We start from the raw sequence: 21,960 nt of genomic DNA, 5'->3' as shown, positions 1-21,960 counted from the left end.
CACCCTTCCAGGCATGAAAAAGCAGGGGGAAGGCCGGGCCTTCCCCCTGCTTCCTGCGCCGGAAAACGCCTTCCGCACGCTTCTCTTCTCAGCAAGGCACACTTTCGGCGTGCAGGGGCATGCTTCCGGCAAGACTCCTTGTTTTCTCTTCTGACGGCCCGGCTGAAGGTCTGCGGACGGAACATGCTCCCCGGGGCCGGGGGCACATCTTCCTGTCCATGCCTTTTGCCCCGGCACGGTCTCAGACAAGGGGCACCAGACGGAACAAAGAATGCGGCCGGACGCATCCGTCCGGCCGCATCGGCTCCCGTTTTGTCTGACAGAATCAGGAAACCGCCTGTTCTCTCACGGGTGGGATGGTGACCACACCCTGTTCCGCGGCCCAGAGGGCAACATCCTCCTTCCTTATGGCGGCGGCCATCATGCCGGGGAATATATCCGGCGTGCAGGCAAAGCAGGGAACCCCCAGAGCGGACAGCCTCCCTGCGAGAGCCTTGTCGTAGAAGGGGCTGCCCTCGTTGCTCAGAGCCAGCAGCGTGATGAACTGCACGCCGGACTGCACAAGCTCGTTTGCCCGCTGAAGAAGGTTCTTTTCCACGCCGCCCTCATACAGATCGGAAATGAGCACCATGATGGTGTTGCGCGGATCGGTGACAAGGGACTGGCAGTAACCCACGGCCCGGTTGATGTCGGTGCCGCCGCCGAGCTGCACACCGAAAAGAATATCCACCGGATCCCGCATTTCCTCCGTAAGATCCACCACCGAGGTATCGAACACCACAAGGTGCGTCCGCACGGCGGGCAGGGAGGCCATGACCGCGCCGAAGATGCTGGAATAGACGATGGAATCCGCCATGGATCCGCTCTGGTCGATGCAGAGAATGACTTCCCTCTGCGGGCGATGCGCCTTGCGGCCGAAGCCGATGAGCGTTTCCGGCACCAGAGAGTGGTATTCTTCCTGCCAGTGCCGCAGATTGGCCCGGATGGTGCGGTTCCAGTCGATTTCCGAGGCTCGTGGGCGGCGGTTGCGCACCGCTCTGTTGAGCGCGCCGGTGACGGCGGAGCGCATGGGTTCCTCAAGCTTCTTTAAAAGCTCCTCCACCACCTTGCGTACCACAAGGCGTGCCGTTTCCCGCGTTTCCGGAGGAATGACGCCGTTCAGGGACATGAGCGTGGAGACAAGGTGCACGTCCGGCTGCACGGATTCGAGCATTTCCGGCTGAAGCAGCATATCTTTAAGATGCAGGCGGTCGAAGGCATCCTTCTGCATGGCGCGCACCACGGTGGAAGGGAAGTACTGGCGGATGTCGCCCAGCCAGCGCGCCACACGCGGGGCGGAAGCGCCGCTGCCGCCCCTCAGCCCCCGGCCTTCGTCACCGCGGTCATAAAGCAAGGAAAGAGCTTCGCTCATGCGCATATCCTGAGCGCTCAGCGGAATATCGGTGCAGCAGTTCACGGCCTCGTCGCCCAGCGCAAGCACCCAGCGCCGCATTCTTTCCTTTTCCATACTGTTGTCCATGGATCACCTCCCGGCTTCCGGTTCGGCGGCAAGGCCGAGCATACGCCGCAGAAGCGGCAGAGGGAGTACGGCCCGCGCCTCATCCCAGGCATCCTTTCCCACAGGAGCGGAAGCGCTGCTCCGGGGAGCGCGGCGGGCGCGCTCGGCAAGCTGCCTGCGCTCAGGAGCGGAAAAGCCCGTGAACGTCCGGCGCAGCATGGGCAGAACCGCGGTGAACTGATTATCGGAAAGGCCCGCAAGCCAGGCATCCACCATGCCCCAGAGTCCGTCGTCGTGCATGAGCAGCATGGCACTCTGTCCGAGGAAGGAGGAAAGCCATGCCGCCGCCGCTTCCGGTTCCGAGGCAGGCGAAAGGGCAAGGCCCATCTGCGTGGCCACCTCTTCCGCGGAAAGGATGTCGTCGTCAAAAAGAAGCCGCGTCGCCAGTCCGCGAAGGCAGGCGTGAACGCCGCTTTCTTCGGGAATGAGGCGGCGCAGGGCCGCATGCCACTGGGAAGAAAGATCCTCCCGGTTCATGAGACGCAGTGATTCATGCACGGCACGCAGGGCCTCACCCAGAGGACGGGAACTGTCTTCATCGAGACCGGAACTTGCCGCATGCAGCCCGACGGCCACGCGGGGAACCATACCCTCCACCAGTGTCAGCACCATGCCCGTATCCGTGCCGCGCACGTCGCCGTAGCGGGCAAGACGGACAAGTTCCGGCAGAGCGGAAAGAAGCTCCAGCGTATCGGTGGCAAGCGCGGCCCGTTCCCTCACTCTTTCGGCAAGGTCGTCGATGATGCCGTCAAGATCGGCAAGCAGCGCAACATCCACCAGGCGGACAAGTTCCGCAAGATCCGCACGGGAGGCCCTGTCCTTCGTGCAGGCCTCGGCGGCCTTTTTCAGCGTATTGCCCCAGTGGCTGGCCCGGATGATGTCGATGATGAGCCGCGGTTCCCATTGCAGCTGCCACAGTTCATGGAACGTACCCTTGCCGCCGCCTTCGCGCCGGTCCGTACCCCAGGGAATATCCAGACTCTGCAGGCGGTGCAGCATACGGCTGCGCTCAAGATCCTTCTCCTGCCGGAGGTCGAGATCCAGCAGCTTCTGCGAAGCTTCGGGCTTCAGCCTGAGCTTTTTCTGACAGCGCTCGATATCCTTCTGAAGCGGCACCATGGGTACCTGCTCCGGCACATGACCGAGCTTTTCCCCGATGATGAGACGCTGTTCAATGAGACGCATGGGCGCTTCCTCACCCATGCAGACCACCGTCTGAAGCGCCTCGTACAGTTCCGGAAGTCCCGGCCCGGGACGCTGACGCAGTGCGGCCAGTGTTCCGGCCAGCCTTGCGGATTCGATGATGTGGGCGGGGGAACAGTCCAGCCCCTCTTCACGGAACAGGCGTGCGGCCATGGTCAGCCAGCTCACGGCGCGCCCTTCCATGTCCGCGCCGCGCATGACGTGTTCGTACCATGCAGGAGAATGCACCCCGGCCCGGTATCCGCTCGCCATGCTCAGATCCGCGTACGACCACGGCACCCAGGTGGCCACGACCTTCATGCGGGAAAGGCCCTTCAGGCAGGCGTTGTCCGCCCGGGCGGGCACGTCGGCCTCCAGAGCAGGCACATGCCACGCGCCGCAGATCACGGCGATGCGCTCAAAGCCTTCCTTTTTCGCGCGGCGCAGGCAGGTGCGCATGTGCGCCTCGCGCCGCCGCTCACGCTCCGGCTGTCCGGCATGGCTGCGCTCGCGCTCCGCCCGCATCTCCCTCATGAGGTCACGGATGACCTCAAAAAGTTCCAGTCCGTCCAGCCGCTCTTCTATCATGGCGTTCCACCATGCCTCGCCGTTTTCATATCCGGCAAGGGCGGCCAGTTCATCCAGCTCGCTGCCGCGGGGGTAGTCCGGCTCCTGGGAAGGTTCCGGCATGTCCGAAGAAGCATCTTCCTCAGGTGCGGAGGCCTCCTCCGACGCGGCAGCTTCCTCCGGCGCGGGATCACCCTCTCCGGGCGGCACGTCGGATGCTCCGGAAGCCTGCTGCTCTTCCGCTACAGCGGCAAGCCGCAGCGCTTCCTTTTCCCTGTCTCTTTCTTCGGCGAAATCCACGGCGGCGGAAAGATCCATGAAACGCAGCGGAATGTGCTTCTCCTGAGCGTAGCGCAGAGCCCGCCATTCGGGAGAATACTCCGTAAAGGGAAAGAAGGCGGCAAAACGCGCGTCCTCCTCCGCGTACACCAGAAGCGCCACCGGGGGCACCATGGTTTCATCGGCAAGAAAGGAAAGCACGCTCTCCCCTTCGGGAGGGCCTTCCAGCAGAATGCAGTCAGGCTGCCAGTCCTCCAGTGCGAGGGAAAGGCTGCGCGCGCATCCCGGCCCATGATGGCGTATGCCGAAAATACGAATCCGGTCTTCGTCCATGTTCAATCCACATTGCGGCAGGCGCGGTACAGGTCTTTCCAGTCGCTCCGTTCCTTCATGACGGTTTCCAGATATTCATGCCAGATCACGCGGTCCTGCACCGGATCCTTGACGATGGCCCCCACGAGACCGGCGGCCACGTCCCCCGCTCTGAGGGTGCCGTCGCCGAAATGTGCGGCAAGCGCCATGCCGCTGTTCACCACGGAAATGGCTTCCGCCGTGCTCAGGGTGCCGGACGGAGTCTTGACCTTGATCTTGCCGTCTTCCGTTCTGCCGTTGCGAAGCTCGCGGAATACGCGCACCACGCGCCGCACTTCCTCCAGCGCGGGAGGTTCGGCGGGAAGTTCCAGGCTCCGGCCCATTTCCCTGACGCGCTTCTCCACAATGGCCACTTCCTCATCCTCCGTAGCGGGAACGGGCAGCACCACGGTATTGAAACGGCGCTTGAGCGCGGAGGAAAGTTCGTTCACGCCCTTGTCCCTGTTGTTGGCCGTGGCGATGACGTTGAAGCCGCGCACGGCCTGCACTTCCTCATTGAGTTCCGGGATGGGCAGGGACTTTTCCGAAAGAATGGTGATGAGCGTATCCTGCACATCAGCCGGGATGCGGGTCAGCTCCTCGATGCGGGCAATGCGCCCCTCCGCCATGGCGCGCATGAGCGGACTTTCCACCAGCGCGTTGCGTGAAGGCCCCTTGGCAAGCAGTTCGGCATAGTTCCAGCCGTAGCGCATCTGTTCTTCACTCGTCCCCGCCGTGCCCTGAATGATGAGCGTGGAATCGCCGCTCACGGCTGCGGCCAGGTGTTCCGACACCCACGACTTGGCCGTGCCCGGCACGCCGTAGAGCAGAAGGGCGCGATCCGTGGCAAGGGTGGCCACGGCTATTTCCATAAGGCGCCGGCTGCCTATGTACTTGGGCGTCACTTCAAAACCGTTTTCCAGAGTGCCGCCCATAAGGTAGGTGCATACCGCCCAGGGAGAGAGTTCCCAGTGCTCGGGACGGGGCCGCGTATCGGCCTTTTTCAGTTCGGCCAGTTCTTCGGCAAACTGCTGTTCTGCGTGCCGGCGCAGGACACGGGAGGAAGCGCCGTTTTTTTCTTCTGCCATGGTCATAACACCCCTTTGTGGGTTGACGGTACGGAAAAATACCTGCCGAGCGCCTCACGCTGATGAGCGACGGCGGAAAAAGTGCCGGCAATGCTGCGGTTGGGAGAATCGCTGTCGGGAGGAAAGGCCAGAAAGGCCCGCGCTGCCGGGAGCATGTCCACAGGAAGCAGGGCGGCGGCTTCCCCTGCCAGAGAAGCAAGATAATAGTCCCTTTTGCCGGACATGAGCCTTTCCTTCATGACGGCAAGAACCTTCTTCGCCAGAGAGGGAGACAGGTGATACCCTGCCTCCTGCCGGGAACGGATGTCTTCCAGAAGGTCGGTCAGATTCTCTGCCGTGAGCATATCCTCCCAGGCTCTGTCGCGCTCCAGAGGGGATACCATGCCCGCAAGGCGGAACATGTCGAGCCTGTCGCCCGAGGTGCTCGGCCACACGCCGCCCTTCTTCAGCCGCGTGAGCATGGCACGCGCCCAAGCCTCGTCGGCTTCACGCTGGAGGGCATCGCCCCAGGCCAGCTGCAAAACGCCCTTCCATTCCGACCCTTCCGAAAGATCAAGCAGCTCCTCCGGCGTTTTTCCCGTGTGCCTGCTCCACCAGGCCGGCGGCACGGCCGAAGCCATCTGATACAGCCATCCCGCCCGGGGGCCGAACCTGGAAAGCGGAGATTTTTCCGTGATGAGGTCTTCCGCCCAGGAAGGATCGTAGCTTTCCGGAGGCACGATGAATTCCTTCTTTCCGCGCCCCGTCACCGCCGAGACGATACGCCCCAGGCCGGAGAACAGGCCGCGCTCTTCCCTGTCTGCCGGTTTTTCCCCCATGCAGGCAAGCAGGCGCCCGCCCATGCGCTCAAGGTAACGGCTCTCCGGCAGACGGGAAAGCAGCCCGGAGGCCGTTTTCTTCACCTCCCTGCTGCGATCCCTGTGCAGCAGGCGTTCCAGAAGATCTTCATCCTCCATGCTCAGGTTGCATGAGAAAAGCTCAAGCAGATCCCTGCGTTCCGTCGCTCCCATGGAAGCCATGTCGCGCTCGAACCTTTCCCGTGCCGCGCCGGGATCGCGCGAACGCTCCAGAAGGAAAAAGGCCTTGCGCTGGGCCGGACGGCCGTGATCCCATTCCTCGGGATCGAGCGTTTCTTCGGAGGAAGTCACGAACAGATTCCATGCCGGGTTACGGGCGGAAAGCCACCACCCCCGCTCGCCCAGCACGCGGGAAAGCGCCGGGCGCAGCGCCGGATTCTCTCTCCCGGAGGCAAGGGCCGGAACCAGCAGCGCGGGCGGAAGCACCATGTTTCTTTCCGCAAGGTACGCTATGGCCTCCCCCTGCACGCGGAAGGAACCTTCCCGGAAAATATCTCCGTATATCTGCGCCACGGGAGCATCCGCAGGCAGCATGACGCAGGTTTCCACGGGACACGGCGGCGGAAGCTGCGCCCCGGATGATGTCTGCAGAACATGGCCCGCTCTTTCGCACACGGCGACAACCCCTGCCGCGCGCAGTACGGCTCCGGCGCCATCGCCGGGCAATGCGGCCGCAATTTCCCCCAGCACCCGGCCGCAGGGCGTGTCGTCGGAGGGAAAGACGGCCTCGCGTCGCTCCGTGCCGAGCAGGGCCTGTGAACCAAGCATTCTGAGCCTGGCATCCATGGGCATCCTCCCTTTCAGGATTCCGTTTGAACAAAAGCCCCGGCAAGGCGGAGCGCCTCGCCGTCCCATTCGCCGCACACGGTCAGAGGAAGGCCGCCGCTGCGGGCCAGAAGTTCCCATGCCTCGCCGTCGCTCATGACAAGGGGAAGCATGCGGTCCTCATCCGCCAGCAGGCACCAGCCCTGCTCCCCGGCAAAAAGCCGTGCCCCGGAAAAAAGCAGCGGCTGAGGCATCTGCCAGGGGTTGGCCGCCACGGCGCGGGCCATGGAAAAAAGCGCCTGCTCCAGAGTGAAGGACGGAAGAGCCACTCCGGCTTCGGGCACGGGAGTATCCGCCGCAAGAGCCCGCAGAGGCGAAGCGCCGGGATAGAAGGCCAGCGTCATGCGTACGCTCTCCCCGGGGGTGAATACCGGTTCAAAGGTGCGGCTCCCGTGGGAAAAATCCAGAAGCAGCGCCATGCGGCCGGAGCTGTGTCCGTACAGCCACACCCGCCGCTGCCAGAGCCTGTCCTCCTCCTCGAAGGTGACGCCGGCAACAGACCATATATCCGAAACCCGGTCATCCCCCGAAAGCACGCCGTCCTTGTCGGCGACAAGGCCGAGGGCGGTGCGCACGTCGGCCTTTTCCGCCGGGGAAAGCGCCTCCATGCGGGAAAAGGCATCCGCCAGAAGCTGAAGTTCGCCCATTCTGCCGAGAAGACGGCCGGGCCAGTCCTCTCCCTTGTCCACTATGCCTTCCAGAGCACGCAGCCGGGCAGCCATGCCGGGGGCCTGCGCGTCCACCATGCGCGCGGCAAGACGCTCCCATTCGCCGTACTGCCCGGAAAGCGCGGACAGCCCGTAGCGCACCTGATCGCCCATCCAGCGCGAGAGCTCCTCAAGGCCCGCGCCCATGCGGGCAAGGCGGGCGGCCTCCTTCTTCGGCGAAGCGGGAGCGCTCTTTTTCCGGGCCTGACCTTCTTCCTTCTTTGCCGCCCGGTTCTGCCGGGCCGTCAGCCATTCGACCACCCATTCCGGCTTCCCGTCCCCGCTGAAGGCCGCGGGCTGCTGCGCCATGAGCAGCAGAAGCGCCAGGGAATGCTTGCAGGGGATTTTCCGGCTGGGGCAGGAACAGGCGCAGGCAGGGCCGGAAAGATCCACCTTGACCTGATAGGGCTTGGAACCGCTCCCCTGACAGAGCCCCCATACCGCGGATTCATCGGCTCCCAGGGACTGCCATTTCCCGGGGGAGGCCAGAGAACGCGCCGCCTTGACCGACGACTCGTCCGGGGCCATGGCAAGAACAGCATCCACCGTGATACTCATACACGCATACTCCGAAAGCTGCGATGGCGCGCCGTGCGCGCCGGCATTACGATATTGCGGGAAAGAGGAGGTTGCGGCGGACGTTCCGGGGAAGTCGGAGGAGATTCCACCGCCAGCGCACAGCGCGGCTTTACCGGCTTTCCCAATATTATCATGGTGTAACGGCGGGAACTCCATCCGTCAAGCGCCCGGGAAGGCGGATATGCGGGAAACTCCGCCTGCGGAAAATACTGCCGAAAAGTCCTTGTGCTCTTCTTCACAGTCAGGTGCAGGCTTTACAATAGGGCCCGGCCTGGAGTAGTTCCTTGCCTTCGGCATATATGCCTTTAGCACGCAAGCTGTGATTCTTCTTATCTTTTAACCTTCTGGAAGCCCTCCATGGAAAAATCCCCGGAAACGCAGAAGGCGCTGGCCGTTCTGGAAAAATTTACCAGCGACCAGTGCTGCGGCAAGTGTATTTCCTGCCGGGAAGGCACAAGACAGATGCAGCAGATCCTGTCGGATTCGTCCTCGCCTTTTCCCGAACCTGAGGAAATGGCCCTTCTCTCCGAACTCGGTGCACTCATCGACCATACCGCCCGCTGCGGTCTGGGCAAGAGCATAGCCCGGCAGGTTCTGTCCGTTCTGGAGCATCGGGGCGGTGATGAACGCGTCATTGAAGAATACCTGCCCGGCCCCTATCAGGAACTCATCTTTTTCGATATTGACCCCAGGCGCTGCAAAGGCTGTTCCAAGTGTGCGCGCAACTGCCCGGTGAACGCCATAAGCGGCGTTGTGAAAAAGCCTTTCGTCATTGACCATGAAACCTGCATCAAGTGCGGTACCTGCATGATGAACTGCAAGTTCGGCGCCATTTCCATCAAGGACTGACCATGGGCAGCATGACCATCGACGGCATCCGCGTCGAATTCACCGATGAAACCAATGTACTGACGGTCATCCGCAAGGCGGGCATCGACCTGCCCACGCTCTGCTATGTTTCGGAACTTTCCGTGTACGGGGCATGCCGCCTCTGCACCGTGAAGGATGACGAAGGCCGGTACTTCGCCTCGTGCACGGTGAGGCCGCGCGAAGGCATGAACATAGAAACCAACACGCCGGAGCTTCGCCGCTACCGCCGCACGCTTCTGGAACTTCTTCTCGCCTCCCACGACCGCGACTGCACCACCTGCAACAAGAACGGCGAATGCCACCTGCAGAACCTCGCCGAACGCATGGGCGTGCGGAACGTGCGCTTCAAAAGCGTTCAGGAACGCCATGAGGTGGACAACAGCTCCAACTGCATCGTGCGGACGCCGAGCAAGTGCATACTCTGCGGCGACTGCGTGCGCATGTGCGACAACATCCAGTCCGTGGATGCCCTGGACTTTGCGGGCAAAGGCGTGGCCACGCTGGTCACGCCGGCCTACAACCGCCGTCTGGCCGACACCGACTGCGTGGGCTGCGGCCAGTGCCGCGTGGTCTGCCCCACGGGCGCCATATCCATAAAAAGCGACGTGGAGGCGGTGTGGGCCGCCCTGGCCGATCCCACGGTGCGCGTGGTGGCACAGGTGGCCCCTGCGGTACGCACGGCCATAGGCGACAGGTTCGGATTCCCCGTGGGGAAAAACGTCATGAACCGCCTCGTCACGGTGATGCACCGTCTGGGCTTTGAGGAAGTGTACGACACGGCCTTCGGTGCCGACCTCACCGTGGCGGAGGAAAGCAGGGAACTGCAGGAACGCCTCGCCTCCGGGGAAAGGCTTCCCCTCTTCACGAGCTGCTGCCCCGCATGGGTGCGCTTCTGCGAAAAGAAGCACCCCGACTTCATTCCCAACCTTTCCACCTGCCGTTCCCCCATGCAGATGTTCGGCGCAGTGCTGCGCGCCTGGGACAGGGAGGCGCCCGATGAAAAAGGCCGCCGCCTCGTTTCCGTGGCCATCATGCCCTGCACGGCCAAGAAGGATGAAATCCTGCGCCCGGAATCTCATACCATGGGTGTGCAGGATGTGGACTTCGTGCTGACCACCGAAGAGCTGACCGGCATGATACAGGCCTACGGCCTGAACCTGAACGGCGCGGAAAAAGACGCTGCGGACATGCCCTTCGGCATCACTTCCGGCGCGGGCATCATCTTCGGTTCCAGCGGCGGCGTGACCGAGGCCGTGCTGCGCAATCTCATTTCCGGGCACGACAGGGCGAAGCTTGACGAACTCAAGCGCACCGCCGTGCGCAGTGAGGCGGGCATGAGGGAATTCACCTTCACCCATCAGGGCCGCGACATCCGCGCGGCCGTGGTGAGCGGCCTGCGCAACGCCGACAATCTCCTGAACGCCATACGCGAAGGCCGGGAGCATTACGACTTCGTGGAGTTCATGGCCTGCCCCGGAGGCTGCGTCATGGGCGGCGGTCAGCCCGTTTCCACCCACGGGGAACTCTTCCGCAGGCGCCGCGACGCCCTCTATGAGGCCGACATCAACATGCAGATCAAGAAAACCAGTGAGAACCCCCTGCTCGACACCCTGTACGCCACGCTGCTCAAGGGGCGGGAGCATGAGCTTCTGCACCGGAACACGGGCGGAGAAAACACGCCCGCATGACACGGTATTGCTCCGCGCCCTGTCGCGGCCCGTCGGGGAAAAGACGTTTTGCGGTTTCGTCCTTCCCCCCGGCGTGCTCCTCTGCGGCAGGCGGGAGCATGACGCCGGATGGAAAAACGTACTCTGAGGCGCGCCGGCAGATCGCACTGCCCAAAATGCCCGCCCGGAGACGCGTTTCCCCTGCTTCCGGATCATGAAATGCAAAAAGCCCGCTTCCCTGCAGAGGGAAACGGGCTTTTTTTGTGTGTTTCTGGAAAAACTACTTCTTCAGAAACGCCGCGAAGGGAGAAATCTTGCGCAGTTCGCTCACGATGGTGGGCATGACTTCGATCACGCGTTCGATTTCCGCTCCGGTATTGTAGCGGCTCAGGCTGAAGCGCACGGAGCCGTGGGCGTAGTTGAAGGGAACGCCCATGGCGCGCAGCACATGAGAAGGTTCAAGGCTGCCGGAGGTGCAGGCGGAGCCGGAGCTGGCGCAGATGCCGTACTGGTCGAGCTGCAGAAGCAGGGCCTCGCCTTCCACGGCCTCGAAGGATATGTTCAGGGTATTGGGCAGGCGGTGCGCCTGGTCGCCGTTGATCTTGCAGTGCGGAATAGCGGCGAGCAGCCCTTCCTGCAGGCGGTCGCGCAGGGCGGCAACCTGGGTGCGTTCCTTTTCCATGTTGGACGCGGCCAGTTCACAGGCCTTGCCGAGGCCTATGATGTAGGGCACGTTCTCGGTACCGGCACGGCGGCCGCGTTCCTGATGACCACCCTTCACATAAGGACGGAAACGGGTGCCGCGGCGGACATACAGCGCGCCGATGCCCTTGGGGGCATGGAGCTTGTGGCCGGAAAGCGCAAGGTAGTCGATGGGCAGACGGGAAAGGTCGATGACTTCCTTGCCCACGGCCTGCACCGCGTCCACATGAAGCTGCACGCCGTGGGACTTCACGATTTCCGCCACCTTGGCGATGGGGAAAATGGTGCCCGTCTCATTGTTGGCGTACATCATGGAAACAAGGGCCGTATCGGGACGGATGGCGCGTTCCAGCTCTTCAAGGCTGATCTGCCCCTTGTCGTCCACGCCGAGCCACGTCACTTCATAGCCCTTGTCTTCAAGGTAATGCCCGTAGGCGAGCACGGCGGAATGTTCCACCTTGGTGGTGATGACATGGCGCTTTTCCGGCTGCGTTTCCGTGGCGGAATACCAGGCCGCGTTGTCGGACTCGGAACCGCAGGAAGTGAAGATGATCTCTTCCGGGTCGGCGCCGAGAATGCCGGCCACCTGTTCGCGGGCCGTGGCGATGTAGTGGCCCATCTGGCCGCCGAAGGTGTGCATGCTGGAGGCATTGCCGTACAGGGGGCCGAAGGCGGGCAGCATGGCTTCCACCACTTCGGGAGCAACCCGCGTGGTGGCGTTGTTGTCGAGATAGATCACATCGGTAACGTCGGCCATGTTACGCCTCCACCACGTTGATGGCGGAATCCACCTGCTCGCGCAGGGTCTTTTCCACCAGGTTCTTCAGCGTCAGCTGGCTGGCGCTGCAACCGGAACACGCGCCGCGCAGGGCCACCACCACGGTGGTGCCGTCCACGTCCACAAGTTCTATGCTGCCGCCGTCCAGCGCAAGGCGGGGGGCGATGTCTTCATTGATGATGGTCATGACCTTCTGCATGCGCTGCACGTTGGTCATGCGGGGCACGGGGCGGATTTCCTGCAGGGGCTTTTCCATGGAATGAAGCTTGTCGAGAATGGACTGAATGTCGTCCTTGCAGCTGCCGCAGGCGCCGCCGGCCTTGATGAAGTCGGTCACTTCCTCCACGGTGGTGAGGTTGTTTTCCTTGGCCACCTTGATGATCTGAAGGTCGGTCACGCCGAAGCACTTGCACACAAGGCGGCCTTCTTCCGCATGGGCCTTGGAGGGCAGCCCCTTCCAGTGGCGGACGGCGTCTTCCAGAGCTTCCTCGCCCATGACGGAACAGTGCATCTTTTCCTTGGGAAGACCGCCGAGATACTCGGCGATTTCCTTGTTCGTCAGCTTTGCGGCCTCGTCCATGTGCTTGCCCTTGATGAGTTCGGTAAGGGCGGAGCTGGAGGCAATGGCGCTCGCACAGCCGAAGGTCTGGAACTTCGCGTCTTCAATGATGCCCTGTTCGTTGACCTTGAGCATGAGCTTCAAAGCATCGCCGCAGGCAAGGCTTCCCGCCTCGCCGATGACGTTGGCGTCTTCGAGCACCCCGGCATTGCGCGGATGCAGGAAGTGGTCACGGACAGTTTCGGTATATTCCCACATGGTTATACTCCTGTAATGCAAAGTCGCCCTCCCGGAAGATGGCGCTTCGCGTTTTCCGTCTGCTGGTTCGTTGCAAGGTTAATCACTTTCCGGGCAATGTCCAGAATCAGGGCCGCAAGTTCCAAAAATCCCTTTTCCGCCGCACGCATGCCCTCTGTTCCGGAAGGTCTTTTTAAACGAAAAAACGCCCGGGAGACATGCTCCCGGGCACATTGCCGGAAAAAAACTATTCCTCTGCCTGCCACAGCACCTGCGTTCTGCCGAGGCATTTTTCCATGGCCTTGAAGCAGCGCTTCAGCCTTTCCTGCTCCACGGGACAGGGCACCTTGGTATGGACCAGAAGCACCACCTCCCCGTCACGGCGCTCGAAGGCCACCTTCGTCACGGCCTGCCTGTGGCTTTTGTCCAGAGCCTCGGCCAGGGAAAGAAAGAGCGAAAGCGGCCTGGCCTCCGCCTGCCACTCCTCGGAGAGCTCCACGCCCGCCTTGTCCTTCTTGGTATAACCGTAACGGTGGAACAGGGCCAGAGCCGCCATGAGGGAGACCTCATTCTGGGTAAAGCCCAGCATTTCGCTGTTCTGAATGAGATAGTGGCTGTGGGCGTTGTGCCTGGTAAAGGAAATGAAGATGCCTATGTCGTGCAGAATCCCCGCGTAGTACAGAAGCTCGCGCATGCGGGCCGCGCCCCTGTACAGCCCCAGCGCCCGGGCATGGTCGAAAAGCATGACGGCCAGTCTGGCCACATGGCAGGAGTGCACCTCCTCGAAACGGCAGAGCCTCGCCAGACGGAGCACGCTCTGCTCCCTCACGGAAAGCCTCCCCTTTTCCTCAAACATGCTGTCGACGTAATCGGCAAGGGCGCCGTCCCTCAGGCCGCGGCCGGAAACGCGCACGGACTCGAAGTTCAGCTCCTCCATGATGGTCTGAAGTATGGCCGCGCCCGGAATGAGAATGCCCGTACGCCGGGGATTCATGCCCGGAAGGGCCATGCGCTCTTCCTCGTTTCTTTCGCAGAGGGCCTTCACCACGCGCTGAAGGCCGGCATAGCTCAGCAGTTCCGTGCTGTCGGGCGTTTTTCTGCCCGCATCCCGGACCATGGCGACGGCCATTTCCGCAAGGCTCTGTATGGTGCCGGAACTGCCCACGAGTTCGGCCGGGGCCTGCGCCTCCATACGCTGCAGAGGCAGCACCGCATGATCGCGTACATATTTCTGCATCTGCGCATAGCGCTGCATGCTCACCGGCCCGGAACAGGGAAAAAGTCCGGCCAGACGCACGGCCCCCAGCTTGAGGGATTCCAGTTCCAGAATGTCGGTCCCCACGGCCACGGAAAGTTCCGTACTGCCGCCGCCGATGTCGATGAACATGCGCTTGCCCGCAAAAGGCTCCAGCGCCACGGAAACGCCGCGGCAGATGAGGCGCGCCTCTTCCCTGCCGGAAATGACCGTGAAGTCGAAGCCCGTCTCACGGCGCACTTCGTCCATGAATTCCCGGCCGTTCTCGGCATCGCGCACGGCGGCGGTGGCAAGGGCCACCACATCGTCCACCCCGTAGGAGCGGCACATGCCCGCAAAGCCGCGCAGCGCCGCCACGGTGCGGCGCATGGGTTCCGGCTGGAGCCTGTGCGTCTCGAACGCACCCTCTCCCAGCCGCACCATCTGCTTCACCTGATTGAGCACGCTGGTCACCCGGTTCGCCCCTATGCGCACAATGATCATGCGCAGGGAGTTGGACCCCATGTCCAGTATGGCTACCGTCCGGCCGGGGCCGGAAAGTTCATCGGTCATCCCTTTCACCTTCCTTTCCCTGAGTCACATCGAGCCTTCTGCTGAAGAGCTTCTCGAAAAGATCGCCTTTCTTCAGCGCCCTGCGGCATTCCTTGCGGCAGGAGCAGGAACCGAAACAGGTCATGTCCACACTGCGGCGGCGCACATGCACGCGCACCTCTTCCACGGCGGATTTATGGGTGTAGTCCAGGGCGTCGGCCACCCGCAGCAGGGCGGAAGCGCGGGAGAGCGCCTCCTTGTCGGCGTCGGCAAGGGCGGCGAAGCGCCGCTGCCTCGCGGAAGGCCATGCGCGGCGATGATAACGGGCCAGCAGCGCCACCAGAGGTCTGTCCTGCTCCTCAAGACCGAAGGAAAGGGAAAGATGGGTGTTGCGTTCTATGATGTCCATGCTGCGCTTGTGGTGACGGCGCCTTCCGCCCGCGGCAAAGCCGAGGTCGTGCCAGAGCGCGGCCTGCACCAGAATTCTCGCCCAGCGTCCGTCGAGACCGTGCAGAGGCTGAAGAGGCTCGAAAAGCCAGAGCAGCAGCGCCGCCACATGGCGGCCGTGACGCACGGCTTCCAGAAGCGCCGTGCCGGAAAGTTCCTCGCCGTCCAGCGCCTCCGCAAGACAGGAAGGATCTTCCCGCACCCAGGAAAACATCTGTTCCACGGCCTGCTGATCCAGATCTTCCGAAAAAAGTCCGGCGCGGAGCATGTCCAGTTCGCTGAGGGGCTTTTCTTCCCTGTTCTCCGCAAAAAGGGATTCCTGCGGGGCAGGCGCCTCTTCCGGCGCATCCGCCTCCCTGTCCGAAACGGGGGCGGCGGCCTCCTGCTGAACCCGGATCACGACTTCATCCACGGCACCAGCCTGAATGTCCGCACGCTTTTCTTCCACGGGTTCTTCCTTCACCGCCTGTTCTGCAGGGCGCGGAGCCTGCGCCCTGTTTCCGGCCCGAGAACCGCTTTTCGACGCGCTTCTGCGTCTTCTGCGTCCGTTCCCCGTCACGCCGTTCTTTTCCGCCGTTTCTTCCATAGTATAATCTCCCTTTTTTCCACGGGCCGGCGACTCGGCCTGAAAAAGGCCCGGCCGCTCCGGCCCTTCCGATCCTTAGTTGACAGTGATATTCCCTCAGCGCTGGACGAGAAGCGCTTCCTGCGAGTTCACCGCACTCTGCCCTTCTCCCGGACGCAGGCGCACATAGTCGCCGCTGCCCATGAGTTCCCAGGCCTGCATGTTGTCCGCAAGCTGAAGACGGAGCACGTCGGTCAGAATACGGCGGATGTTCTCATCCAGAACAGGGGTGAGCACTTCGATGCGCCGGTCCAGATTGCGGACCATCATATCGGCGCTGCCCATGAACATACAGGGATTGTTGTCGTTGCGGAACCAGTACACGCGGGCATGTTCCAGAAAACGTCCCACGATGGAACGCACCGTGATGTTCTCGCTCACCCCCGGAAGCCCCGGGCGCAGACAGCAGATGCCGCGCACAAGAAGCCTCACCTTCACCCCGGCCATGGAGGCCATGTAGAGGGCACGGATGATCTTCCTGTCCACGAGCTGATTGCATTTCATGATGATTTCGCCTTCTCCGCCCCGGGAGCACACGGCGATTTCGTTCTGAATCTGTTCGATGAGCCGGCGGCGCATGGAATTGGGGGAAACCAGAAGCTCGCGGTAATTGTCCTTGACCGCATAGCCCGTCATGACGTTGAAAAGATCGGCCATGTCGGCGCAGATGTCGGGCTGGCTGGTGAAAATGCCCATGTCGGTGTACATTTTCGCGGTGGAGGCATTGTAATTGCCCGTGCCTATGTGGGCATAGCTCACCACGCCCTCTTCCTCACGGCGCACCACAAGGCAGAGCTTGGCGTGTATCTTCATGCCCACGAAGCCGTACACCACGTTCACGCCTTCCCTCTCCAGCTCCTCGGCCCAGGTGATGTTGCGCTCCTCGTCGAAACGGGCCTTGAGCTCCACCACGGCCGTGACCTGCTTGCCGCGCCTGCGCGCCTCGATGAGCGCGCGCACGATGGGCGAATCGTTGCCCACGCGGTAGAGCGTCTGCTTGATGGAAATGACCTTCGGATCTTCCGCCGCCTTCTGCACGAAGTCCACCACCGGGGAGAAGGAATCATAAGGATGATGCAGAAAGACATCCTGCCCCCGGATGACGCGGAAAAGCGCGTCCGCCTGAAGCACCGGCGGCATGGCGGGGCTGTGGGGAGGCGTTTTGAGCCCCGGCCTGTCCAGCCCGTACAGGGCCATGAACTGGGCAAAGGCCAGAGGCCCCTTGACCCGGTAGATCTGAAAGGGCTTGAGGCTCAGCTTCTTGATGAGAAATTCCGAAAGAGAGCCGGACATGCCCCGCGCCGTCTCAAGGCGCACCACACCGCCGAAGCGGCGCTGATCCACCATGTCCTGCACGGCTTCGAGAAGGTCGTCGCTCTCATCCTCGTCGATGGTCACGTCGGTATTGCGGGTGATGCGGAACAGCCCGCAGTCGATGACGCGATAGCCCGGGAAAAGCAGCCCGAGGTGTTCCCTGATGAGTTCCTCCACGGGCAGGATGTCGGCATCGCGCACGTTGGCCTTCAGCCCCAGCGAAGCGTAGGTCGTGGCGTCCTTGTTGCGGGGAATGAAGATGAAGCGCGGCACGTTGCTGGGACAGCGCAGCCTGGCAAAGCGATCCACACCGTCCCGGCCCTGAAGCTGAATGATGAAGTTCAGGCTGAGGTTGGAGATGGTGGGAAAGGGATGCCCGGGATCTATGGCCTGAGGCGTGAGCACGGGGTAGATTTCGTCGCGGAAATACGCAAGCAGAAAACGCCGCTGCTTTTCCGAAAGCTCGCCGTAGCGCACAAGGTGCACGTCCTTTTCCCGAAGCTTCGGGGCAAGCGTCTTCAGCCAGTATTCGCTGGCCGTTGCAAGCAGCGCCGAGGCCTTGCGGCGTATTTCCGCAAGCTGCCGCGAAGGCGTCATGTCCTCGGGTTCCTCCGCAGCTGCTCCTTCCCTGTAGCGGTGCAGGAGCTTGGCCACGCGCACCATGAAGAACTCGTCGAGATTGTTGTAGAATATGGCAAGGAATTTGGTCTGCTCCAGAAGAGGAAGCTTTTCATCCAGCGCAGTTTCCAGCACGCGGGCGTTGAAATCCAGCCAGCTCAGTTCCCTGTTCAGGTAGTATTCCTGCGCCGCAAGATCCACCTTCCTGCGCGTTTCCCGCAGAACCTCTCCCTTTTTCTTCTCAGTCACGACTACGCCTCCGCGCTCTTTTTACCGGCCATGTGGTCGGCGATTTTTCTGGAGCGATAGGCGATCTGCTCTATGGCGCCCAGAACGTCGATGAATACCAGCCCGGCTTCAGGCGAACAGTGACCGGTGCTCAGACGGGAGGCATGGCTTGCGCGAAGCTGCGCTTCAAGGTCGCGGATATGGTCGGCCAGTGCGTCAAGTTCCGCCTTGTGCTGTGCGGTGAAGGGGTCGGGCCCGAAGGTGTTGATGGCAAGCTTCACGGCCTTGCGGGTATCGGTGAAGAGCCTGCGCACTTCTGACAGCGCCTCGGGGGAGAAGTCGTCTCCGCGCTTCTTCCTGTATTCGTAAAAATCAATGAGTCTCTTGCCCTTGTCGCCTATGCGCTCCAGATCGCCCGCGCTGATCACGCACGCTTCCAGCATGTCGGCATCCTTGCCGTCGATGCCCGCCTGCATGATGTCCGAGGCATAGGAACGTATGGCTTCTTCCAGATTGTCCAGCCTGTCTTCCATCTGAAGGACGTTTTCCTTCTCATCATCCTTCTGGCCGAAGAACACCTTTTCCGTGCGGGAAAGAAGTTCGTCCACCATTTCACCCATGTGACGGCATTCGTGGCGCACCGCGCTCACGGCCACCACGGGCGTGCGCTGGATGAGGTTGGGGTCGAGGTACACGGCGTCGCGTCTGTCGATGCGTTCCGCATCGGGAATGATCCTGCGGATGAGCGCGGCAAAGGGTCTGACGAAGGGCAGGAAGATGATGGTGTTGCAGATGTTGAACAGGGTATGGGCGTTGGCTATCTGATGCCCGATGGAAGAGGACGAGGCTTCGATGACGCCTATCCAGAGGGGCATGAGAGGCAGCCAGATGCACACGCCGATGACGTTGAAAAGAACGTGTGCGGTGCAGGCCTGACGGGCGGCGCGGCCCGTGCCCAGGGCGGCGAGAACCGCCGTGACCGTGGTGCCTATGTTGTCGCCGAAGATGATGGGAATGGCCGCTTCCAGAGGCAGAAGCCCCTGCGTGCCCAGAGCTATGGTCAGGCCCACGGTGGCGGAGCTGGACTGCACAAGCAGCGTGAGCAGCGTGCCCGCGAGAAGCCCGAGAAGCGGATTGTCGCTGAAGGCAAGGAAGATATCCTGCCGGTCACGCAGAAAGGCCATGGAACTTTCCATGGTCTGCATGCCGATGAAGAGCATGCCGAAGCCGAACAGCCCCTCGCCCAGATGCTTGAGCTTTGCCCTGGACGAGCAGACAAACATGAGAATGACGCCCACCAGCACGAAGAGATACGCCAGATCCTTGACGCGGAAGGCCAGAATCTGCCCGGTGACCGTGGTGCCTATGTTGGCGCCCATGATGACGCCTATGGCCTGGGTCAGGTTCATGAGTCCCGCATCCACGAAGCTCACGGTCATGACCGTGGTGGCGCTGCTGCTCTGGATCACCATGGTGACGGCCGTACCCAAAAAAACGCCCAGAACGGGCGTTTTCGTAAACATGCCGATGATGTTGCGCAGGCGTTCACCGGCCAGCATCTGAAGGGATTCGCTGATAAGTTTAATGGCGTACAAAAAGATGCCGACGCCGCCCAGAAGCTGCATGGCTGTGTAGAAGGACATACTCTCTCCGTAATCTTTAATCTCCTGAATCGCAGAAAAAAGCATGCCAGAGCCATGTGACGCCAATATTACAAATTCACGACATCCCGCAACAAAAATCAATCTTCGTCCTGTCCGTCCCGGCCCTTTTCCCCTTCGTGGAGCGCCTGGCAGGCGCGGCAGCGCACGCAGCCCGGCGCGGCCAGAAGACGCGACTCGGGAATGGGTTCCCCGCAGTCCTCGCAGAAACAGTGTATATCCGGCCCCTTTGCCGCAAGGGCACGCAGTTCCCTCAGCCTTCCCGCGCTTCGTTCGGCAAGAGCCTCGGCAAAGCGCACGGCCTCCATGTGCGCGGCGTTGTCGAGCATGTCGGGCATGGATTCGGCCTGAAAAAGCCCCTGCAGATAATGCAGGCGCTCCTTCTCCTCCTCTATTTCGGCATGCAGGCGTTCCAGAAAAGCATGATCCATGACCACCTCCGCAGCGGAAAAAGCCCGCGCGGCGGATACGTTTGCAGCGTTCATGTCCCTGTTCCTCCCATGGGAAAAGTAAAGGAATGCATGTCATTCCCGGAAGCCGCACCGCGCTCCGCCTTTTTCCGGAACGCTAGCAGAGGCGGGCGGAAAATACGATGATACTCTTTTCCTCCCGGCATAGTATCACGCGCCCGCGCGCCTTTTCCGGGACGGGCCTCAGACCGGGGAAAAGGATCCTCAGCCGGAGTGCAGGAAGCTTCCCGTACCGGAGAATCCTTCCGCATATTCCTGCAGAAGCGTATCATCGAAGGCTCTGCCGTATGTATCGATCCCATGAATTTTTCATGAAAATACCGTTACTGCCCCCGGAGGCCGGACCTTTGCTCCGCGCCCCGCTCCGCCGCCGCCCCTTATGACAAAGAAAAGGCTTTTGCGGCTTGTCATTTTGGCTTCCTTCTTATATTCTGCCGAGAACACTTTTTCTTTCAGGAGTCATGTATGTCTCAGCAGACATCGTCCGATTCGGGCAAAGGCAGTGCTCGCGGTCTCTTTTCCGGGCATATAGGGTTCATCCTCGCCGTGGCGGGTTCCGCCGTGGGCCTCGGCAACATCTGGCGTTTCCCCTATCTTGCGGCCAAGTACGGCGGAGGGATCTTCCTGCTGGTCTACATCATTCTCATGCTCACCTTCGGCTACGCCCTCATCGTGGCCGAAACCAGCCTCGGCCGTAAAACGCGCCTCAGCCCCGTGGGGGCCTACCGCTCCTTCGGCCAGATGAAGAGCAACCCCTTCCTGGTCTTCGGCGGCTGGGTGAACGCCGTGGTGCCCATGCTCATTCTGCCCTACTACTGCCTCATCGGCGGCTGGATCATCAAATTTCTGTTTGAATATGTCACAGGACAGATGAGTACCGTGGCGGCGGACGGCTACTTCGGCGGATTCATCTCCTCCACCTGGGAACCGGTCCTGTGGCACCTCATCTTCCTCGGCTGCACCCTCGGCATCATTCTGAAGGGTGTGGAAGGCGGCGTGGAACGCGCCTCCCGCGTCATGATGCCGCTTCTGCTCATTCTGGCCTTCATCGTGGCCATCTATTCCATGACGCGCCCCGGCGCGGGTGCGGGCATCTACTACTATCTGGTGCCGGACTTCTCCAAGTTCTCCATCATGACCGTGGTGGCGGCCTGCGGTCAGCTCTTCTTCTCCCTGTCCATAGGCATGGGTATCCTCATCACCTACGGCTCCTACATGAAGAAGGAAGTCAACGTGGAACAGGCCACCTACAGCATCGGCCTCATGGATACGCTGGTGGCCACGCTGGCCGGCTTCATGATCATTCCCGCGGTGTTCGCCTTCTCCGGCGGCACGGCCGACGCCCTGAACGCAGGCCCCTCGCTCATGTTCATCACCATCCCCAAGGTCTTTGAAAGCATGGGCTTCGGCGGCGTCATCGGCGCCGTGTTCTTCCTCATGGTGTTCTTCGCGGCCCTCACCTCCAGCATTTCCATCATGGAAACCTGCGTGTCCACCCTTACGGACGAACTCCACTGGTCGCGCAGAAAGAGCGCTCTGTTCATGACCTTTGAAGCCATCGCGCTGGGCATCCCCTGCTCCCTCGGCTTCGGTGTGTGGGACTTCATCTCCATCGCCGGCCTCAGCATCCTCGACATGATGGACTTCCTCGCCAGCCTCATTCTCTGCCCCCTGGCCGCCATGCTCACCTGCCTGCTCATCGGCCGCATCATGGGCATCGACACCCTCGTTTCCGAGGTGAAGATCTCCTCCGCCTTCCATGGTGAAAAGATCTTCCGCGTCTGCATCTCCTGGCTTGCTCCCGTGCTCCTGCTCATCGTGCTCCTCTCCTCCGTGGGCGCGACGCTGGGCTTCATCAAGATCTGACCATAAGGACACGTCCTTCCTGCGCCTTCAGGTTCCGCCTGAAGGCGCTTTTTTTATGCCGGAACAGGCACAGAAAAACGGCTCCGCATGGCGAAGCCGCATCAGGGATGGGTCAGACGCCCTGCAGGGCAGAGCTTTC

General features: G+C 61.8%; 15 protein-coding genes. 3 read left to right on the top strand and 12 right to left on the bottom strand.

Going from position 1 to position 21,960, the window contains the following annotated elements; translation table 11 throughout:
- Positions 1–325: 325 nt before the first annotated feature.
- The 5 genes from Q0K07_RS03005 to Q0K07_RS02985 are packed head-to-tail and all read right to left on the bottom strand — an operon-like array spanning position 326 to position 7,972.
- Positions 326–1,519 carry a VWA domain-containing protein gene (locus Q0K07_RS03005; RefSeq protein ID WP_294556210.1) on the bottom strand — a complete coding sequence of 398 codons (1,194 nt, stop codon included), beginning with the start codon at positions 1,517–1,519 and terminating at the stop codon, positions 326–328.
- A 3-nt stretch (positions 1,520–1,522) separates the two neighbouring features.
- Entirely contained in the window at positions 1,523–3,919 is a 2,397-nt protein-coding gene (locus Q0K07_RS03000; RefSeq protein WP_294556207.1) for a DUF5682 family protein, read from the bottom strand.
- Between the two features lie 2 nt (positions 3,920–3,921).
- Positions 3,922–5,025, bottom strand: coding sequence for an AAA family ATPase (locus Q0K07_RS02995; protein WP_294556204.1), 1,104 nt, complete (start codon positions 5,023–5,025; stop codon positions 3,922–3,924).
- A 2-nt stretch (positions 5,026–5,027) separates the two neighbouring features.
- Positions 5,028–6,668 carry a DUF5691 domain-containing protein gene (locus tag Q0K07_RS02990; protein WP_294556202.1) on the bottom strand — a complete coding sequence of 547 codons (1,641 nt, stop codon included), beginning with the start codon at positions 6,666–6,668 and terminating at the stop codon, positions 5,028–5,030.
- 14 nt (positions 6,669–6,682) lie between these two features.
- A complete protein-coding gene (locus tag Q0K07_RS02985) occupies positions 6,683–7,972 on the bottom strand; it encodes an SWIM zinc finger family protein (RefSeq protein WP_294556199.1) in 1,290 nt (429 codons plus the stop codon).
- Between the two features lie 378 nt (positions 7,973–8,350).
- Between Q0K07_RS02985 and Q0K07_RS02980 the strand changes: the two genes are divergently transcribed.
- Together Q0K07_RS02980 and Q0K07_RS02975 are read left to right on the top strand one after the other, a co-directional pair.
- Positions 8,351–8,842 carry an NADH-ubiquinone oxidoreductase-F iron-sulfur binding region domain-containing protein gene (locus tag Q0K07_RS02980; RefSeq protein WP_294556196.1) on the top strand — a complete coding sequence of 164 codons (492 nt, stop codon included), beginning with the start codon at positions 8,351–8,353 and terminating at the stop codon, positions 8,840–8,842.
- A 2-nt stretch (positions 8,843–8,844) separates the two neighbouring features.
- On the top strand, positions 8,845–10,551 hold the full coding sequence (locus Q0K07_RS02975; RefSeq protein ID WP_294556193.1) for a [FeFe] hydrogenase, group A: 1,707 nt from the start codon (positions 8,845–8,847) through the stop codon (positions 10,549–10,551).
- Positions 10,552–10,810: 259 nt separating this feature from the next.
- On the opposite strand, the gene nifS is transcribed toward Q0K07_RS02975, so the two are convergent.
- From nifS to Q0K07_RS02940, 7 genes are all read right to left on the bottom strand, one after another.
- Positions 10,811–11,989, bottom strand: coding sequence for a cysteine desulfurase NifS (gene nifS / locus Q0K07_RS02970; protein ID WP_294556189.1), 1,179 nt, complete (start codon positions 11,987–11,989; stop codon positions 10,811–10,813).
- A gap of 1 nt (position 11,990) precedes the next feature.
- Positions 11,991–12,827 (bottom strand): Fe-S cluster assembly protein NifU, encoded by an 837-nt coding sequence (gene nifU, locus Q0K07_RS02965; protein WP_294556186.1) that lies wholly within the window; start codon positions 12,825–12,827, stop codon positions 11,991–11,993.
- 226 nt (positions 12,828–13,053) lie between these two features.
- Entirely contained in the window at positions 13,054–14,613 is a 1,560-nt protein-coding gene (locus tag Q0K07_RS02960) for a Ppx/GppA phosphatase family protein (protein WP_294556183.1), read from the bottom strand.
- Positions 14,603–15,487: an HD domain-containing protein gene (locus Q0K07_RS02955; protein WP_294556180.1), complete on the bottom strand. Its 885-nt coding sequence runs from the start codon at positions 15,485–15,487 to the stop codon at positions 14,603–14,605. Before Q0K07_RS02955 ends, Q0K07_RS02960 begins: the two co-directional genes overlap by 11 nt.
- Positions 15,488–15,721: 234 nt before the next feature.
- On the bottom strand, positions 15,722–17,845 hold the full coding sequence (gene ppk1, locus Q0K07_RS02950) for a polyphosphate kinase 1 (RefSeq protein ID WP_294556177.1): 2,124 nt from the start codon (positions 17,843–17,845) through the stop codon (positions 15,722–15,724).
- Positions 17,846–17,847: 2 nt separating this feature from the next.
- Complete coding sequence (locus Q0K07_RS02945) at positions 17,848–19,467, bottom strand: Na/Pi cotransporter family protein (RefSeq protein ID WP_294556174.1); 1,620 nt, start codon at positions 19,465–19,467, stop codon at positions 17,848–17,850.
- Positions 19,468–19,565: 98 nt separating this feature from the next.
- A complete protein-coding gene (locus tag Q0K07_RS02940) occupies positions 19,566–19,970 on the bottom strand; it encodes a TraR/DksA C4-type zinc finger protein (protein WP_294556171.1) in 405 nt (134 codons plus the stop codon).
- A gap of 450 nt (positions 19,971–20,420) precedes the next feature.
- Here Q0K07_RS02940 and Q0K07_RS02935 point away from each other — a divergent pair, with 450 nt between their 5' ends.
- Entirely contained in the window at positions 20,421–21,821 is a 1,401-nt protein-coding gene (locus tag Q0K07_RS02935; RefSeq protein ID WP_294556168.1) for a sodium-dependent transporter, read from the top strand.
- The last annotated feature ends 139 nt before the right edge of the window (positions 21,822–21,960 follow it).

It is taken from the genome of uncultured Mailhella sp. (assembly GCF_944324615.1).
In the GTDB taxonomy this organism is placed as follows: domain Bacteria; phylum Desulfobacterota; class Desulfovibrionia; order Desulfovibrionales; family Desulfovibrionaceae; genus Mailhella.
Note: the sequence above shows the minus strand (reverse complement) of the source record. Positions and strands in the feature narration are given on the sequence as shown.

Bases quoted from the DNA above. Each gene is read 5' to 3' on its own strand.
- Q0K07_RS02935 (WP_294556168.1), top strand. From the start codon at position 20,421: ATGTCTCAGCAGACATCGTCCGATTCGGGCAAAGGCAGTGCTCGCGGT.
- Q0K07_RS03005 (WP_294556210.1), bottom strand. From the start codon at position 1,519: ATGGACAACAGTATGGAAAAGGAAAGAATGCGGCGCTGGGTGCTTGCG.
- Q0K07_RS02975 (WP_294556193.1), top strand. From the start codon at position 8,845: ATGGGCAGCATGACCATCGACGGCATCCGCGTCGAATTCACCGATGAA.
- Q0K07_RS02960 (WP_294556183.1), bottom strand. From the start codon at position 14,613: ATGACCGATGAACTTTCCGGCCCCGGCCGGACGGTAGCCATACTGGAC.
- nifU (WP_294556186.1), bottom strand. From the start codon at position 12,827: ATGTGGGAATATACCGAAACTGTCCGTGACCACTTCCTGCATCCGCGC.
- Q0K07_RS02940 (WP_294556171.1), bottom strand. From the start codon at position 19,970: ATGAACGCTGCAAACGTATCCGCCGCGCGGGCTTTTTCCGCTGCGGAG.
- Q0K07_RS02995 (WP_294556204.1), bottom strand. From the start codon at position 5,025: ATGGCAGAAGAAAAAAACGGCGCTTCCTCCCGTGTCCTGCGCCGGCAC.
- Q0K07_RS02985 (WP_294556199.1), bottom strand. From the start codon at position 7,972: ATGAGTATCACGGTGGATGCTGTTCTTGCCATGGCCCCGGACGAGTCG.
- Q0K07_RS02990 (WP_294556202.1), bottom strand. From the start codon at position 6,668: ATGGATGCCAGGCTCAGAATGCTTGGTTCACAGGCCCTGCTCGGCACG.
- Q0K07_RS03000 (WP_294556207.1), bottom strand. From the start codon at position 3,919: ATGGACGAAGACCGGATTCGTATTTTCGGCATACGCCATCATGGGCCG.
- Q0K07_RS02945 (WP_294556174.1), bottom strand. From the start codon at position 19,467: ATGTCCTTCTACACAGCCATGCAGCTTCTGGGCGGCGTCGGCATCTTT.
- Q0K07_RS02980 (WP_294556196.1), top strand. From the start codon at position 8,351: ATGGAAAAATCCCCGGAAACGCAGAAGGCGCTGGCCGTTCTGGAAAAA.
- nifS (WP_294556189.1), bottom strand. From the start codon at position 11,989: ATGGCCGACGTTACCGATGTGATCTATCTCGACAACAACGCCACCACG.